The sequence below is a fragment of the Nocardioides jensenii JCM 1364 = NBRC 14755 genome (genome assembly GCF_001552535.1).
In the GTDB taxonomy this organism is placed as follows: domain Bacteria; phylum Actinomycetota; class Actinomycetes; order Propionibacteriales; family Nocardioidaceae; genus Nocardioides; species Nocardioides jensenii.
The window spans coordinates 1-14,576 of record NZ_BCRJ01000073.1; the positions used below are offsets into that span (position 1 = coordinate 1).

Annotated in this window: 17 protein-coding genes; 13 read left to right on the forward strand and 4 right to left on the reverse strand. The window is 70.5% G+C overall.

What is annotated here, in order from left to right; translation table 11 throughout:
• From NJ4_RS15930 to tsaD, 8 genes are all read left to right on the forward strand, one after another.
• On the forward strand, nt 1–288 hold a 288-nt coding region (locus NJ4_RS15930), incomplete at its 5' end, for an ADP-dependent NAD(P)H-hydrate dehydratase (protein ID WP_281178331.1).
• Between the two features lie 59 nt (nt 289–347).
• Nucleotides 348–1,019 (forward strand): lysophospholipid acyltransferase family protein, encoded by a 672-nt coding sequence (locus tag NJ4_RS15935; protein ID WP_067437322.1) that lies wholly within the window; start codon nt 348–350, stop codon nt 1,017–1,019.
• A gap of 67 nt (nt 1,020–1,086) precedes the next feature.
• Nucleotides 1,087–2,268: an alanine racemase gene (gene alr, locus NJ4_RS15940; RefSeq protein ID WP_067437325.1), complete on the forward strand. Its 1,182-nt coding sequence runs from the start codon at nt 1,087–1,089 to the stop codon at nt 2,266–2,268.
• Complete coding sequence (locus tag NJ4_RS15945) at nt 2,265–3,380, forward strand: alpha/beta fold hydrolase (RefSeq protein WP_067437329.1); 1,116 nt, start codon at nt 2,265–2,267, stop codon at nt 3,378–3,380. Before alr ends, NJ4_RS15945 begins: the two co-directional genes overlap by 4 nt.
• Complete coding sequence (gene tsaE, locus NJ4_RS15950) at nt 3,377–4,315, forward strand: tRNA (adenosine(37)-N6)-threonylcarbamoyltransferase complex ATPase subunit type 1 TsaE (protein ID WP_067437332.1); 939 nt, start codon at nt 3,377–3,379, stop codon at nt 4,313–4,315. The genes NJ4_RS15945 and tsaE overlap by 4 nt, the downstream gene beginning before the upstream one ends.
• 16 nt (nt 4,316–4,331) lie before the next feature.
• Nucleotides 4,332–4,973, forward strand: coding sequence for a tRNA (adenosine(37)-N6)-threonylcarbamoyltransferase complex dimerization subunit type 1 TsaB (gene tsaB / locus NJ4_RS15955; RefSeq protein WP_067437335.1), 642 nt, complete (start codon nt 4,332–4,334; stop codon nt 4,971–4,973).
• Complete coding sequence (gene rimI, locus NJ4_RS15960; protein ID WP_067437338.1) at nt 4,970–5,428, forward strand: ribosomal protein S18-alanine N-acetyltransferase; 459 nt, start codon at nt 4,970–4,972, stop codon at nt 5,426–5,428. The genes tsaB and rimI overlap by 4 nt, the downstream gene beginning before the upstream one ends.
• Nucleotides 5,425–6,468 (forward strand): tRNA (adenosine(37)-N6)-threonylcarbamoyltransferase complex transferase subunit TsaD, encoded by a 1,044-nt coding sequence (tsaD, locus tag NJ4_RS15965; protein ID WP_067437341.1) that lies wholly within the window; start codon nt 5,425–5,427, stop codon nt 6,466–6,468. The genes rimI and tsaD overlap by 4 nt, the downstream gene beginning before the upstream one ends.
• 20 nt (nt 6,469–6,488) lie before the next feature.
• On the opposite strand, the gene NJ4_RS15970 is transcribed toward tsaD, so the two are convergent.
• The 3 genes from NJ4_RS15970 to NJ4_RS15980 form a co-directional block, all read right to left on the reverse strand.
• Nucleotides 6,489–7,706: a hypothetical protein gene (locus NJ4_RS15970; RefSeq protein ID WP_067437344.1), complete on the reverse strand. Its 1,218-nt coding sequence runs from the start codon at nt 7,704–7,706 to the stop codon at nt 6,489–6,491.
• Nucleotides 7,703–8,245 (reverse strand): SigE family RNA polymerase sigma factor, encoded by a 543-nt coding sequence (locus tag NJ4_RS15975; protein ID WP_067437347.1) that lies wholly within the window; start codon nt 8,243–8,245, stop codon nt 7,703–7,705. The genes NJ4_RS15970 and NJ4_RS15975 overlap by 4 nt, the downstream gene beginning before the upstream one ends.
• Before the next feature lie 70 nt (nt 8,246–8,315).
• A complete protein-coding gene (locus NJ4_RS15980; protein ID WP_082748745.1) occupies nt 8,316–8,981 on the reverse strand; it encodes a VOC family protein in 666 nt (221 codons plus the stop codon).
• Between the two features lie 48 nt (nt 8,982–9,029).
• On the opposite strand from NJ4_RS15980, the gene NJ4_RS15985 reads away from it, so the two are divergent.
• The 5 genes from NJ4_RS15985 to NJ4_RS16005 are packed head-to-tail and all read left to right on the forward strand — an operon-like array spanning nt 9,030 to nt 13,283.
• Complete coding sequence (locus NJ4_RS15985) at nt 9,030–10,130, forward strand: S-(hydroxymethyl)mycothiol dehydrogenase (protein WP_067437357.1); 1,101 nt, start codon at nt 9,030–9,032, stop codon at nt 10,128–10,130.
• Nucleotides 10,127–10,735: an MBL fold metallo-hydrolase gene (locus NJ4_RS15990; protein ID WP_067437360.1), complete on the forward strand. Its 609-nt coding sequence runs from the start codon at nt 10,127–10,129 to the stop codon at nt 10,733–10,735. The genes NJ4_RS15985 and NJ4_RS15990 overlap by 4 nt, the downstream gene beginning before the upstream one ends.
• Before the next feature lie 30 nt (nt 10,736–10,765).
• Nucleotides 10,766–11,329: a DUF4234 domain-containing protein gene (locus tag NJ4_RS15995; RefSeq protein WP_082748731.1), complete on the forward strand. Its 564-nt coding sequence runs from the start codon at nt 10,766–10,768 to the stop codon at nt 11,327–11,329.
• Between the two features lie 19 nt (nt 11,330–11,348).
• The gene (locus tag NJ4_RS16000) at nt 11,349–12,221 is read left to right on the forward strand and encodes an oxygenase MpaB family protein (protein ID WP_067437364.1); all 873 of its coding nucleotides are present in this window, start codon (nt 11,349–11,351) and stop codon (nt 12,219–12,221) included.
• A gap of 39 nt (nt 12,222–12,260) precedes the next feature.
• Nucleotides 12,261–13,283, forward strand: a complete 1,023-nt coding sequence (locus NJ4_RS16005) for a hypothetical protein (protein WP_067437367.1) — start codon at nt 12,261–12,263, stop codon at nt 13,281–13,283.
• On the opposite strand, the gene NJ4_RS16010 is transcribed toward NJ4_RS16005, so the two are convergent.
• Nucleotides 13,276–14,499, reverse strand: coding sequence for a class I SAM-dependent methyltransferase (locus NJ4_RS16010; RefSeq protein ID WP_067437370.1), 1,224 nt, complete (start codon nt 14,497–14,499; stop codon nt 13,276–13,278). The two genes, NJ4_RS16005 and NJ4_RS16010, sit on opposite strands and share 8 nt — an antisense overlap.
• Nucleotides 14,500–14,576: the final 77 nt, after the last annotated feature.

Genomic DNA, 14,576 nt, shown 5'->3' on the forward strand with positions numbered 1-14,576 from the left:
GTGTGCCTGCTGAAGGGGCGTCACACCCTGATCGCGGCTCCGGACGGCCGTGTGCGCGTGAGCACCACGGGGGTTGCCTGGTTGGCCACGGCCGGCGCCGGCGACGTGCTCGCGGGGGTGATCGGTGCCGTCCTGGCTGGCGGGCTCGACGCGTTCGACGCGGCCTCGGTCGGCTCGTGGCTGCATGGTGCCGCGGCGACGCTCGCCTCGCGCGGCGGTCCGATCGTCGCAGGGGACGTCGCGCGGGCCGTTCCTGAGATCGCCCGACTCCGGGTCGACTGCCGATAGCTGTCCGGGGTTCACCGAGGTGTCAGGGTCCCCACACCCACGGCACTACTGTGGGCCCCATGCTCTACGCCGTGCTGCACACCGTCGTTCCGCCGGTGGCGCGCGCCGTCTGGCGGCCCGAGGTGACCGGGCTCGAGAACATACCGGCCACGGGTGGCGTGATCGTGGCCAGCAACCACCTCTCCTTCGCCGACAGCCTGGTCATCCCGATCGTCGCTCCGCGCAAGGTGGTCTTCCTGGCCAAGTCCGACTACTTCACCGGCACCGGGATCAAGGGTGCGCTGTCCAAGGCCTGGTTCGAGGGCCTGGGCATGCTGCCGGTGGACCGCGACGACGCCCAGGCGGCGCTGACCTCCCTCGACACCGCGCTCACCGTGCTGGGTCGGGGAGAGGCCTTCGGGATCTACCCCGAGGGCACCCGCTCGCGCGACGGCCGCCTCTACCGCGGCCGCACCGGCGTGGCCCACCTGGCGCTGACCGCGGGTGTGCCGGTGGTGCCGGTCGGGCTCCGGGGCACCGCCGACCTGCAACCGGTGGGGTCGCGCCTGCCGCGCCTGGCCAAGGTGCGCGTCGCGGTGGGGGAGCCGATCGACTTCGCCGGCCGCTTCGACGGAGCGCCCTCCGGTCGGGCGCGCCGGCAGGCCACCGACGAGATCATGGACGCGATCGCCGCGCTGAGCGGGCAGGAGCTCGCCGGGCAGTACAACGACCGGCCGGTGGTCGACCAGTGACCTCGGACCCGGGGCACGTGGCCCCGGGTGCAGCGCCCCCGGCGAGCGGCCTGACACAATCGCGGCCATGACTTCTGGTGCGCGTGCCGAGATCGTCGTCGACCTGGCAGCGATCCGGCACAACGTCCGGCGGCTCCGCGAGATCGTCGGGAGTGCGGTCTCGACAGGCTCGACCACCGAGGACGGTTCGACCACCAAGATGATGACCGTGGTCAAGGCCGACGGCTACGGGCACGGTGTGCACGAGGTCGCCCGGGCCGCGCGGGAGGCCGGGGCCGACTGGCTGGGCGTCGCCACGATCGACGAGGCGGTGGCCGTGCGCGACGGGGGTGACTCCGGGCCCGTGCTCTGCTGGCTGACCGTGCCCGGTGAGGACTGGGACGCCGCGATCACCCGCGGCATCGACGTGTCGGCCTACTCGCTGGCTGAGCTCGCCGAGATCGAGACCGCGGCCCGCCACCTGGCCACCACCGCCCGGGTCCAGCTCAAGATCGACACCGGGCTCTCCCGAGGCGGATGCCTGCCGCAGGACTGGCCGGCGCTGACTGCCGAGGCCCGTGCCGCGGAGTCGCGTGGGCACGTGCGGATCACCGGTCTCTGGTCGCACCTGGCCTGCAGCGACGAGCCGGAACACCACGCCAACGACGCTCAGGAGCGGGTCTTCCGGGAGGCGCTCGACGTGGCCGAGCGAGCCGGCCTGCGCCCGGAGGTGCGACACCTGGCCAACAGTGCAGCGGCCGTGCTCCGCCCCAGTGCCCACTTCGACCTGGTGCGCTGCGGCATTGCCAGCTACGGGCTCGACCCCGCGCCGGGCGTGACCCGCGACCTCGGCCTGGTGCCGGCAATGACGGTCCGTGCCCGCTTCTCGATGGTCAAGCGGGTCACTGCCGGCAGCTCGGTCTCCTACGGCCACACGTGGACGGCGTCGGCAGACACCACGATGGGCCTGGTGCCGATCGGGTACGCCGAGGGGCTGCCCCGCCTCGCCTCCAACAAGATCGATGCCTGGTACGACGACCACCGGCGGCCGGTGCGCGGCATCATCTGCATGGACCAGTTCATGGTCGACCTCGGCGACGACCACGCCGAGCCCGGCGACCGCGTCGAAGTGTTCGGCACCGGCCACGACGGCGCCCCGACGGCCCAGGACTGGGCGGAGGCGGCCGGCACCATCAACTACGAGATCGTCACCCGTCTCGGCGGCCGGCTCCGACGGATCCACGTCGACAGTGAGGGATCTGGCGCATGAGCCTGCGACGCAGGATCCTCCAGGTCGGCGCGGGCGCGGCCGGCGTCGCCTTCGCCGGGACGGTTGCGGGCACCGCCGTACGCGTCGTGCACCGGCGTCGCATCATCGCCAGGCGCGGTGCCGGCGACGCCCTCGAGCTCGGCTCGCTGCACTCCGAGCCGATCACCGTGATCGCCGAGGACGGCGTACCCCTGCATGTCGAGGTCGACGAGTACACCGCACCCGAGGGCGGCCACCGTCGGGCTGAGCAGAACACCCCGGAGCGGACCGATGGCGACCTGACCGTGGTCTTCGTGCACGGCTACGCGCTGAACCTGGACTGCTGGCACTTCCAGCGGGCCGGCTATCGGGGGCTGGTGCGCACGGTCTACTACGACCAGCGTTCACACGGCCGTTCGGGCCGCTCCAGCGCCCACAACGCCACCATCGAGCAGCTTGCCGAGGATCTGCTCGAGGTGATCGACCAGGCCGTGCCGCACGGCCGGGTGGTGCTGGTCGGTCACTCGATGGGCGGCATGTCGATCGTGGCGCTGGCCGAGTCGCACCCCGAGCTGTTCGGGGACCGGATCGTCGGGGTGGCGCTGATCTCCACCACCGCCGGCGGGTTGAGCCCGCACCGCATCCTGCTGCCGATCATGCCGCGCGGTCTGGGTGGGCTGATGACCACGCGCCTGATCACCGCCCTCGCCCGAGGGGCGCGGGTGATCGACGGTGTGCGTCGACTCGGCAAGGACTTCGCGATCGTGGCCACCGACCGGTTCGCCTTCGGCGGCGACGTGCCGGGGGCCTACGTCACGTTCGTCGACTCGATGCTCTCGGGAACACCCTTCGAGGTGCTGGCCGAGTTCTTCCCCGGCTTCGGCGCGCTGGACAAGTTCGCCGTGCTCAACGCCCTCGAGCACGTGCCCACCACGATCATCTGCGGCACCGCCGACAAGCTCACCTCGGTCGGGCACAGCCGCAAGATGCATGCGTTGCTGCCGCACTCCCGGCTGGTCGAGTGCGACGGCGCCGGCCACATGGTGATCATGGAGCGGCACCTCGACGTCAACGCGGCGCTCGACGACCTGCTCGCCGCCGCCCTGGACAAGGATCGGCCGCAGACCCCATGAACCGACGCATCGAGGTGGTCAACGAGACGGCCGCCGCCGACGTGCTTGCCGTGGTGCGGGCCGCGTTCGGCGCCCGCCCACCGCTCGACCCGCCGGCCCCGGCCCTGGCGGAGACCGAGGAGACCGTGGCGCGTGCGCTCGCGGAGCGCGGGGGACTGCTCGCCACCGAGGACGGACGACCGGTGGGTGCCCTGCTCTTCGACCGGTCCGGGGCGACGCTCGCCCTCCGCCGCTTCGGCGTGACGCCTGACATGCAGGGCACCGGAGTCGCCGGCGACCTGGTGCGCGCCGCCGAGGAGTACGCCGCCTCCCAGGGCTGTGTGTCGATGCGGGTGGCGGCGCGCGTGGAGCTGCCGGGATCGGTCGCGTTCTGGGAGCACAACGGCTTCGTGCGCAGTGGCCGCGCCGGGGCGCTGCTCGACCTGGTCAAGGTGTTCCCCCGGACCTTCCTGCTGCCCACCCCCGACGATGCCACCGCGTTCGGCGAACGACTCGCCGGCCTGCTGCGTGCCGGCGACCTGCTGATCCTCACCGGTGAGCTGGGCGCCGGCAAGACGACGTTCACCCGCGGCGTCGGAGCCGGCCTGCAGGTGCGCGGCGGGATCAGCTCGCCCACGTTCGTGATCGCCCGGGTGCACCCCTCCCTCGCGGACGGGCCGGCCCTGGTGCACGTCGACGCCTATCGCCTCGAGTCGGTGCACGACATCGACGACCTCGACCTCGAGGCGACACTCGCCGAGTCGGTCACGGTGGTCGAATGGGGTGCCGGGATGGCCGAGGGGCTCGCCGACGACCGGCTCGAGATCACCCTGGTCCGCACGCTGGGCGACGCCGAGGTGATCGAGGACCACGACGTGCGCACGGTCGTCGTACAACCGATCGGGGCGCGGTGGGCCGAGCTGGACTGGTCGCGGTTGGGAGACCCCGTCGGATAGTCGGTAACCTCGTGGCGTGCTGCTCGCCCTCGACACCGCTTCGCCCCAGGTCACCGTCGCGCTCCTCGACGACGCCGGAACCGTGGTCGCCGAACGCCGGACCGACCACCTGATGAAGCACGCCGAACAGCTCGCGCCGCTGATCGCCGGTGTGCTGACCGACGCCGGGGTGCAGCAGTTCGACGTGACCGCCGTGGCGGTCGGTGTGGGCCCCGGCCCGTTCACCGGACTGAGGGTCGGCCTGGCCACCGCCCGGACCTTCGCGATGGTGCTGGAGATCCCGGTGTACGGCGTGTGCTCGCTCGACGCCCTGGCGTTGGAGGCAGTGGACTCCGGAGCGGTCGAGGGACCGTTCGTGGTGGCCACCGATGCTCGCCGCAAGGAGGTCTACTGGGCGGCGTACGACGACCGCGGGCGACGCGTCTCGGAGCCCGCGGTGGACCGGCCGGCCGACGTGGCCAGCGATGGGCCCGTCGTGGGCGAGGGTGCCCAGCTGTTTCCCGATCACTTCCCACACGCTGTCGAGCCGCTGCGTCCCTCGGCCGGTTGGCTGGGCCGGGCCGTGGTCGAGGAGCGGGCCGAGCTGCTCGACCCCGATCCGCTCTACCTGCGCCGGCCCGACGCCGTGGCGCCCTCGCGACCCAAGGCGGTCTCATGATCAGGAACGCACTGGCGGCCGACTGCGTCGTGGTCGCCGAGCTCGAGGAGGACCTGTTCGGGGCCGAGGCATGGGACGAGGAGTCGCTGCTCGACGACCTCGAGCGTGACGGCCGGTTGTTCGTGGTCTACGAGGACGACGGTGCTCCGGTGGGCTATGCGATCACCACCCTGGCCGGCGACTTCGTCGACCTCGCGCGCATCGGGGTGGACCCCTCGCACCAGAGGGAGGGCATCGCCAGCACCCTCCTGGACCACGTGCTCGCCGCGGCGAAGGAGGACGGCGCCGACCGGATGCTGCTCGAGGTCTCTGCGGTGAACCCGGAGGCGCTGGCCTTCTACGCCGCCTCCGACTTCCAGCAGATCGACATCCGGCCGCGCTACTACAAGGACGGCTCCGACGCGATCGTGATGCGCCGGTCGTTCGGACCCTCGTGCAACGGGAGCGACTCATGAACCAGCCTCTCGTCCTGGGCATCGAGTCGTCGTGCGACGAGACCGGCGTCGGCATCGTGCGCGGCCACACGCTGCTGGCCGACGCGGTCGCCAGCAGCATGGAGCAGCACGCACCGTTCGGCGGCGTCGTTCCCGAGATCGCCTCACGTGCGCACCTCGAGGCGATCGTCCCGATGATCGAGTCGGCCTGCTCCCAGGCGTCGGTCAAGCTGGCCGACGTCGACGCGATCGCCGTCACCGCCGGCCCCGGCCTGGCCGGCGCGCTGATGGTCGGCGTGGGAGCCGCGAAGGCACTGGCGTTGGCGCTCGGCAAGCCGATCTACGGCGTCAACCACCTGGCCGGTCACGTGGCCGTCGACCAGCTCGAGCACGGTGCCCTGCCCGAGCCGTGCCTGGCCCTGCTGGTCAGCGGCGGACATTCGAACCTGTTGCAGGTCAACGACATCACCGGCGACATCGTCTCGCTCGGCAACACCATCGACGACGCGGCGGGGGAGGCCTACGACAAGGTGGCCAGGCTGCTCGGCCTGCCCTACCCGGGCGGCCCGCACATCGACCGCGAGGCGGCCTCCGGTTCCTCGGTGGCGATCGACTTCCCACGCGGGCTCACCTCACGCAAGGACCTCGACCGGCACCGCTTCGACTTCTCCTTCTCCGGCCTCAAGACGGCCGTGGCCCGCTGGGTCGAGGCCCGGCACCGCGCCGGCGAGCCGGTGCCGGTGGCCGACGTGTGCGCATCGTTCCAGGAGGCCGTGGTCGACGTGCTGACCCGCAAGGCGATCGATGCCGCGCTCACACACGGCATCCACGACCTGGTCATCTCGGGCGGGGTCGCCGCGAACTCACGGTTGCGGGCCCTGGCCGAAGAGCGTGCCACCGCGGCCGGCGTACGACTCCGGGTGCCCAGGCGCAACCTGTGCACCGACAACGGCGCGATGATCGCCGCCCTCGGCTCCGAGGTCGTGGCCCGGGGCCGGGAGCCGTCGGCGCTCGACTTCCCGGCCGACTCCTCGCAGCCCGTCGGCACCGTCGTCGTCTGAGCCGCGGGAGCAGGTCGCGATCAGGGCTGCATCATCAACCACGGCTGGGTCATCGTGCCGTTGTCGTAGTCACGCTCGAGCAGTCGCTCGACGGTGCCGTCGAGGCCAACCCGATAGAGGTTGTAGGCGCCCGGAGCATTCGCGGCCGGACCCATGGTGCGGACCAGCAGGTGGTCGTCGTCCTCCCAGTCGGCACCCACGATCGAGGTGTTCTTCCCGATCGCCCGGTCGAGGTCGATGCCGAGTGCCTTCTCGCCCGTGCGGGCGTCCACGATCGTCATCGAGCGCGGGCCGGCCCCGTCGGTGTCGGAGTGGTAGCCGGCCAGCAGCGAGTTGTCGGGTGAGAACCCCGCGCTGTAGCCGAAGGCCAGGTCACAGGTCTTGAACAACTGCCTCATCGCCTGCTCGTCGTAGACCGCACTGCACACGGGATCCGTCGGTGCAGCCGAGATGGGAGTCACCACCCCGGCGATCAGGTTGTCGGCCGAGACCGCGGCGACATTGGTGAAGTGGCCCGGGACGACATCGACGATGCCGTGGGAGTCGACCGACACGGGAGAGCCGTTCTGCACGGTGACGAACACCCGACAGCCGCCGTCGGCCTCCGTGCACGAGTCGTGGCCCAGGACCGCGACCGGCGTCACGTAGTCACCGTCGACCTTGCCGAGCTCGAGCGAGCGGCCGCCGGAGCGGGTGACCACGGTGCCGTCGAGCGCGACCCAGGCGGCCACAGATCCGTCGGCCGACGAGACCGGGCCGTTCATCATGGGCACCGAGTCGATGACGTTCCATTGCTGGTCGAGCACGTCGATGCTCGGCTCACCGCCTTCGAAACCAGAGGCACCGAGATGTTCGTCGCCTGCCTTGCGTGGGGCGCCATAGCTCTTGCCCAGATCGACGGTCGTGCCGTCCGGCTGCACGAGGGTCGGCCCGTCGACGTACGCCAGCCTGGGCGGATCGCCCTCGGGCAGCGACGGGTCGAGCACCGCGTCGTGCACCTGCTGGGTGTTCGGCTTGGCGGGGTCGGGGGCTGCGTCGTTGTCGAACAGGCCGCCGCCGAACATCGCGGTCGGCACGATGACCGCGGCGGCTGCCAGGGCCGCAACGCCGGTGGTGATGCGGCGCCGCCGGCGGATCGCGCCGGCCCGGCCGACCACGTCGTCGAAGCTGATCGGGGAGCCGTCGATGCGGTCGGCCCGGCCGTGGAATTCGTTGGTGAGTTCCTTCTCGGTGTTCATCGTTCCTCCTCCCCGAGGTCCAGGGCTCGGCTGATGCCGTGATCGGGTGCGTTGGTGCGCAGGGTCGCGAGGGCCCGGCTGGTCTGTGACTTCACGGTGCCGACGGAGACCCCGAGCACGTCGGCGGTCTCGGCCTCGCTCAGCTCCTCGTAGTAGCGGAGTACGACGGCCGCACGTTGCCTGCGTGGCAAGGTCTGGACGAGATTCCAGAGGGCCGAGCTCCGGCCCTCGTCGTACGCGTCGTGTGCGGGCACCCAGTCGGGCACCTGGTCGCTGACCGTCTCCCGCTTCTTCCAGGCTCTGCGCCAGATCGAGTTGTTCTCGTTCACCAGGATCCGTCGGGCGTAGCCGTCGATCGCATCCCGGTCGCGGACCTTGCCCCAGGTCAGGTAGACCTTCGCAAGCGTTTGCTGGACCAGATCCTCGGCGCCGTGGTGATCTCCCGTGAGCAGATAGGCCGTGCGCAGGAGCGCCGCCTGGCGTGCCGCCATCCAGTCACTGAACTCCGCGTCCTTGGCGGAGCCTCGGTCCTGGGCCATCACACCTCCTGCATGTGCAGCGACATTCATCTCTCATCACCATCCCTTCCCACCCAAGACGGGGTTGGGGTCAGGAAGGTTGCACGACGAACGCGCAGAACTCGTTCCCCTCGGGGTCGGCGAGCACGGTCCACGACTCGTGGACGGCGAGCACGGTGGCGCCCGCAGACACCAACGCATCGACGTCGGGGGCGGCGATGTCGACGTGCAGCCGGTTCTTGCCCGTCTTCGGCTCGGGCACGGTGCCGAAGACGAGGCACTCGAAGGGTGCTCCGGGGATGTCCTCCAGGAACCACTCGTCGTCCTCGCCACCGAGGCGTCCGCCGATCACCTCACCCCACCAGGCCGCGAGCCGCGCGGGGTCGGCGCAGTCGAGCACCAGCTCGTAGAGGCGGTTCTCGGGCAGCTCCTTGCGCACGAACGCGCAGAACTCGCCGCCCTCGGGGTCGGTCATCACCACCCAGCGGAACGACGTGTCGTCGACGATCGTCGCGCCGAGGTCGACCAGCTCGGCCACCGACAGGGTGTGGACGTCGATGTGCAGCCGGTGCTTGACGGTCTTGGGCTCGGGCACGGTGTTGACCCAGATCGTGTGCTGGTCGGTCGGCCCGGTGAGCACTGTGTCGCCGTCGTCGAGTCGGCGTACGTCGAGAGCGAGCACACCCGCCCAGAAGGCGGCGAGCGAGGTGGCGTCGGTGGCGTCGATGCAGAGGTCCTTGTACGTGCCCAGGCTCATGACCGACACACTAGTGTCAACAGCAGTCATTCGAATCGAGGAGGAACAGTGCAGCAGGTGCGTGCGGTGGTGGCCAGGGCCAAGGGTGAGCCGGTCACGGTGGAGACGATCAACGTGCCCGACCCGGGTCCGGGTGAGGCCGTGGTGAAGATCCAGGCCTGCGGGGTCTGCCACACCGACCTGCACTACCGCGAGGGCGGCATCAACGACGAGTTCCCGTTCCTGCTCGGCCACGAGGCCGCCGGTGTGGTCGAGTCGGTCGGGCCGGAGGTCACCGGGGTGGCGCCGGGTGACTTCGTGGTGCTGAACTGGCGTGCGGTGTGTGGTGAGTGCCGCGCCTGCAAGCGTGGCGACCTGCACTACTGCTTCAACACCCACAATGCGACGCAGAAGATGACCTTGGAGGACGGCACCGAGCTGTCCCCGGCGCTGGGGATCGGTGCGTTCGCCGAGAAGACCCTGGTCGCGGCGGGGCAGTGCACGAAGGTCGATGAGTCGGCCCGTCCTGCCGCGGTGGGTCTGCTCGGTTGCGGTGTGATGGCCGGCATCGGTGCCGCGATCAACACCGGTGCGGTCACCCGGGGCAAGTCGGTGGCGGTGATCGGTTGCGGTGGTGTCGGGGTGGCCGCCATCGCCGGTTCCGCGTTGGCCGGCGCGAGTCCGATCATTGCGGTCGACATCGACGAGAAGAAGCTCGAGACCGCCAAGGCGATGGGTGCCACGCACACGGTCGACTCCTCGGCCGTGGACGCGGTCGAGGAGATCAAGCGAATCTGCGCCGAGACCTATGCAGGCGCCGAAGGTGCCGACGTCGTGATCGAGGCGGTCGGTCGCCCCGAGACCTGGAAGCAGGCCTTCTATGCCCGGGACCTGGCCGGCACCGTGGTGCTCGTGGGGGTGCCGACGCCGGACATGAAGATCCCCGAGATCCCGTTGATCGACGTGTTCGGTCGTGGCGGTTCGCTGAAGTCGAGCTGGTACGGCGACTGCCTACCCTCCCGTGACTTCCCGATGCTGGTCGACCTCTACCAGCAGGGGCGCCTGGACCTGGATGCTTTCGTGTCCGAGGAGGTCGGCCTCGGCGACATCGAGGCGGCGTTCGAGAAGATGCATCACGGTGAGGTGCTGCGCTCGGTGGTGATCCTGTGACCGCGCGGGTCGATCACGCCGTCGTCTCCGGCACGTTCTCCCTCGACGGTGAGACGTTCGACGTCGACAACAACATCTGGGTGATCGGCGACGACAGCGAGTGCATCGTCATCGACGCACCGCACGACGTCGACGCGATCCGTGCCGTGATCGGCGACCGCACGCTCAAGGCGATCCTGTGCACCCACGCGCACGACGACCACGTGCGCGTGGCGCCGGCCCTGCGTGCCGCCGTACCTGCCCCGATCCTGCTGCACCCCGACGACAAGCCGCTGTGGGAGCTCACCCACACCGACGAGCTGTGGGACGTCGATCTCTCCGACGAGCAGCAGATCGTCGTCGGCGGCACCACCCTGCGGATCATCCACACACCGGGGCACGCTCCCGGCGCGGTCTGTGTGTACGTCGAGGAGCTGGGCTGCCTGTTCTCGGGCGACACCCTGTTCAACGGCGGTCCGGGAGCCACCGGTCGCTCGTTCAGCGACCGGCCCTTGTTGGAGGAATCCATCCGTTCCCGGCTTTTCGGTTTGCCGGACGAAACAGTGGTGCACACTGGCCACGGCGACGACACCACCATCGGCGCCGAGAGGGCAAACCTGTCCTGATCACACAACCTGACCCGCAAAGGATCACTCATGTCTGACCAGAACCCCCCGAGCCCCGAGAACTACCCGGGTGGCCAGCCGGACCCGCAGTACGGCCAGCAGCCCTACGGTCAGCCGGACCCGCAGCAGCAGTACGGTCAGCCGGACCCGCAGCAGCAGTACGGTCAGCCGGACCCGCAGCAGCAGTACGGCGCGGCCCCGGCCTACCAGCAGGGTCAGCAGATGTACGGCGGCCCGGGCCCGGTCGGCCTGGCGCGGAGCACGGGCATGTGCATCCTGTTGACGATCGTCACCTGTGGCATCTACTCGATCGTCTACTACTACAAGGCCCACGAGGAGCTGAAGCAGAACACCGGCCAGGGCATCGGCGGCGTCGTGGCCCTGGTGCTGGCCCTGTTCGTCGGCATCGTCAGCCCGTTCCTGCTCGGCAGCGAGGTCGGCAAGGCTCGTCAGGCGCGCGGCATGGAGGAGAAGGTCACCGCGATCACCGCCCTGTGGTTCCTGCTGCCCCTCATCGGTGGCATCGTCTGGTTCGTCAAGACCAACGGCGCGCTCAACGAGTACTGGGTCTCGCAGGGCGCCCAGCCCGCCTGATCCGACTACAGTCGGTCCCATGACTGACGGCTACTTTCCACACGGCTCGATGCTCCGCCACGTGCAGGAGCATCGAGCCGTGGGACAGACCTACGGCCAACGGGCGCTGATCATCGGCGCCACCCACCCCGTGCCCTACGTGGGCACCAGCGCGTCGACGAACGCGAAGGAGCGGCCGTTCATGCGGCTCTCCGCCACCGCGGAGGCGTTCGAGTCGATCTTCTTCGGCGACCGGGCCGAGGCCGACCGCGTGCTGGCGATGGTGCACCGCATGCACACCAAGGTGAAGGGCACCCTCGATCGCGACGAGGGCAACTTTCCCGCCGGTACGCCGTACGACGCCTTCGACCCGCAGCTGATGCTCTGGACCATGGCGATGCTCGCCGACTCCTCGCGGGTCGCGTTCGAGACGCTGGTTCGCCCCCTCGACCCGGACGAGAAGGAGCAGCTCTGGGCCGACTGGGTCCACTTCGGCGAGCTCTTCGGCATGCCACGCTCGGTCGCGCCCGGCAGCGCCGGCGAGTTCGAGGAGTGGATGCGCGCGCAGATCGCCGGTCCCGACTTCCATGTCACCGACGAGGCCCGTGTCGTCGGTCGCGCCATCGCGCTCGACATGCCGGTGCCGATCCAGCTGCGACCCGGCATCACCGGCACCAACCTGGTCGTCCGGGGCATGCTGCCCGCGCGCGTCCGCAAGGCGTTCGGCCTGACCTGGACACCGGCTCATGCGGCAGCGTTCGCCACGGTGTCAACGGCGGTGCGGGCCTCCCACCGTGTGGTCCCCGACCAGGTCAGGATCGGTCGCAACACCGGCCTCTTCCGGCTCGTCACCGCCACCGAGCGCCGGATCATCTCGCGTGGCGGCCGCACCATGGAACTCCCGGCGGCCTGAGCGGGTTCAGCCAGTGCTCGGGCGGGGTAGAAGGCGGCCATGCGTGCACACGTCGCGACTCTGCTCGTCGCCTTGCTGGTCACCGGCTGCTCCGGTGGACCCCTCTCCGACGACGGTCGAGAGGCGAGCACGGGGGAGGTCTTCGCGAGCTACGGCGACGTCGAGGGCATCCCGGTCGACCTGACCCTGCCCACCGGCAACTACGACTTCGTGGTCAGCAGACCGCACGACACGACCGACCACACGTCGGCCCTGGCCGACGTGGACGTGTCCGCGGAGGCGGCGGACGGTCGGGCCTTCGTCGACGTCGGGCTGGGCCGCTCGATGATGGGCGGGGACGTCTGGATGCTCCAACCGCAGGGCAACGAGCCGGTGCGCTTCTGGCTCGAGTACGACGGCAAGCGCGCCATGCTCGAGGCCGAGGAGACCCATGCATGGGTGGTGGCGGTGCCGGACGACGCGGCGATCCGCCTGGTGGCCGAGTTCGACGGCCGCCAGATCTCGGTCGACCCCTATGACCAGACTCCCGCGACCTCCGACCGCGACGTCTACGGCGGCAACCTGCCGCGCCTAACCGACCACCACTGTGCGCCCTACCAAGGCATCGACCTCGGCAACGGCGTGGAGTTCAGCGGCGGCGAGTGCCAGATCGAGGTGCTCGACCCGGTGCCGTGGTTCCAGGCGGCCGGCCAGTCAGGGTGGGCGTCCGAGGGCACGAGGTGGGTGCTGGCCAAGGTGACAGTGGAGACCAACGCCTACTTCGCCGGCGAGCACCGGGGCCAGTACGTGCAACGAGAGACCGAGTACGGCGAGCCGACGTACACCCTCGGCGGCGCGGCGCCCGTCGCCATGTTCGACGGTGACTTCAACCAGATCCACTCCAGGCCCGCTGACATGACTGTCCACGACACGCGGTGGCTTCTCTTCGGGCTCCCCGACGGCGTGGACGAGGCTCCCCTGAAGCTCCGGCTCTCCTACACGGGTGTGCCCGAGGACTCGGACTCCGGAGCAGCCACCGTCGACTACACCCTCAAGCGGGCGGTCGACCTGCGGTTCACCTGATCAGCGGCATGCCGGGCGACTCGGTGCCCTGTCCGAACGGCTGCACCAGGAGCGCGGTGCCCTCGCCGGCCACGCGGGTCATCACCAGGGTGGCCTCCTGCTCGCCGTGCAGGTCGAGTCGCCTGCGCAGCTGCTCGGGCACGACGTCGACGCCCCGCTTCTTGATGGTCAGCCGGCCGATGCCGCGTTCGCGCAGGGCGGCCTTGAGCGGCTTCTCCCGGTAGGGGAGCGTCTCGAGCACGCGGTAGCCGCGGGCGAAGGGGGAGCGGAAGGACGCATCCGAGGTCACGTAGGCGATGTGCTCGTCGAGGAGCCCGCCGTCGACCCCGGCCGCGACCGCGGTGACCAGGCCGGCCCGGATCACCGCACCGTCGGGCTCGTAGAGGAACTCACCCAAGGCACGGACCGGTCGTTCGCGGCCGTCGTACGGATCGTCCTCCTCGGTGATCGAGGCCAAACCGCCCGTGCCGATGACCGTGGCTCGGCGCCGGACCGTGGCGAGGTACGACGACCACAGGGCCGCCTCCTTGACCTCGCCGGCCTCGCTGACCCACTCCGCCTCGACCGAGGCAGGGACGAGGTCGTGGGGGATGCCGGGCGCGACCTTGACCACGGAGGCCCGCGCGAGGAGCGAGGTGACGAACGACCACGGCGGGGTCCAGCCCTCGACGTCGAAGACGCGACCCCGGGCGCCGCGGCGGGCGGGGTCGGCGAAGACCGCGCCGAACCCGGAGAGGTCCAGGGTGGTGCCGTCGGCCACCTGCACGGCGCCGGGCAGGCCGAGTGCGGCCAGGTTGGCCTCGGCGATCGCCACGCGGACGGGGTCGAGGTCGACACCGGCCACGGTCAACCCGGCCCGGGCGAAGGCGATCAGGTCGCCGCCGATGCCGCAGCCGAGGTCGATCACGCTGGCCGGGTCCGCCGCAGCCAGGCGGGCGGCCCGATGAGCCGCCACCCGGGTGCGGGTGGCCTGCTCGAGAGCGTCGGGGGTGAAGTACATCCGCACCGCGTCGTCGCCGAACTTCGCCACCCCCTTGGCCCGCAGACCGACCTGGGTCAGAGCCGCGGCCGCGCGATCGGGGTCGGACTCGATCTTGCGGACCGCCGCCGCCGAGCGGATCGGGTCGCCGGCATGGTCGACGTACGCATGGGTGGCGGACTCGAGCAGTCGCTGGCCGTCGTCGGTGAGCAGCCAGCGGAAGGTGTCGGAGTCCATGCCCGCAGTCTGGCAGGCGACCCCGAGGTTTCAGCATGACCCATCTCTGGCACTCGCTTGCGGAGAGTGCTAGCGTC

What these genes read in the sequence shown, in the direction of transcription:
- NJ4_RS15935 (WP_067437322.1), top strand. Translation starts at nt 348, where the DNA reads ATGCTCTACGCCGTGCTGCACACCGTCGTTCCGCCGGTGGCGCGCGCC.
- alr (WP_067437325.1), top strand. Translation starts at nt 1,087, where the DNA reads ATGACTTCTGGTGCGCGTGCCGAGATCGTCGTCGACCTGGCAGCGATC.
- NJ4_RS15945 (WP_067437329.1), top strand. Translation starts at nt 2,265, where the DNA reads ATGAGCCTGCGACGCAGGATCCTCCAGGTCGGCGCGGGCGCGGCCGGC.
- tsaE (WP_067437332.1), top strand. Translation starts at nt 3,377, where the DNA reads ATGAACCGACGCATCGAGGTGGTCAACGAGACGGCCGCCGCCGACGTG.
- rimI (WP_067437338.1), top strand. Translation starts at nt 4,970, where the DNA reads ATGATCAGGAACGCACTGGCGGCCGACTGCGTCGTGGTCGCCGAGCTC.
- tsaD (WP_067437341.1), top strand. Translation starts at nt 5,425, where the DNA reads ATGAACCAGCCTCTCGTCCTGGGCATCGAGTCGTCGTGCGACGAGACC.
- NJ4_RS15970 (WP_067437344.1), bottom strand. Translation starts at nt 7,706, where the DNA reads ATGAACACCGAGAAGGAACTCACCAACGAATTCCACGGCCGGGCCGAC.
- NJ4_RS15975 (WP_067437347.1), bottom strand. Translation starts at nt 8,245, where the DNA reads ATGGCCCAGGACCGAGGCTCCGCCAAGGACGCGGAGTTCAGTGACTGG.
- NJ4_RS15980 (WP_082748745.1), bottom strand. Translation starts at nt 8,981, where the DNA reads ATGAGCCTGGGCACGTACAAGGACCTCTGCATCGACGCCACCGACGCC.
- NJ4_RS15995 (WP_082748731.1), top strand. Translation starts at nt 10,766, where the DNA reads ATGTCTGACCAGAACCCCCCGAGCCCCGAGAACTACCCGGGTGGCCAG.
- NJ4_RS16000 (WP_067437364.1), top strand. Translation starts at nt 11,349, where the DNA reads ATGACTGACGGCTACTTTCCACACGGCTCGATGCTCCGCCACGTGCAG.
- NJ4_RS16005 (WP_067437367.1), top strand. Translation starts at nt 12,261, where the DNA reads ATGCGTGCACACGTCGCGACTCTGCTCGTCGCCTTGCTGGTCACCGGC.
- NJ4_RS16010 (WP_067437370.1), bottom strand. Translation starts at nt 14,499, where the DNA reads ATGGACTCCGACACCTTCCGCTGGCTGCTCACCGACGACGGCCAGCGA.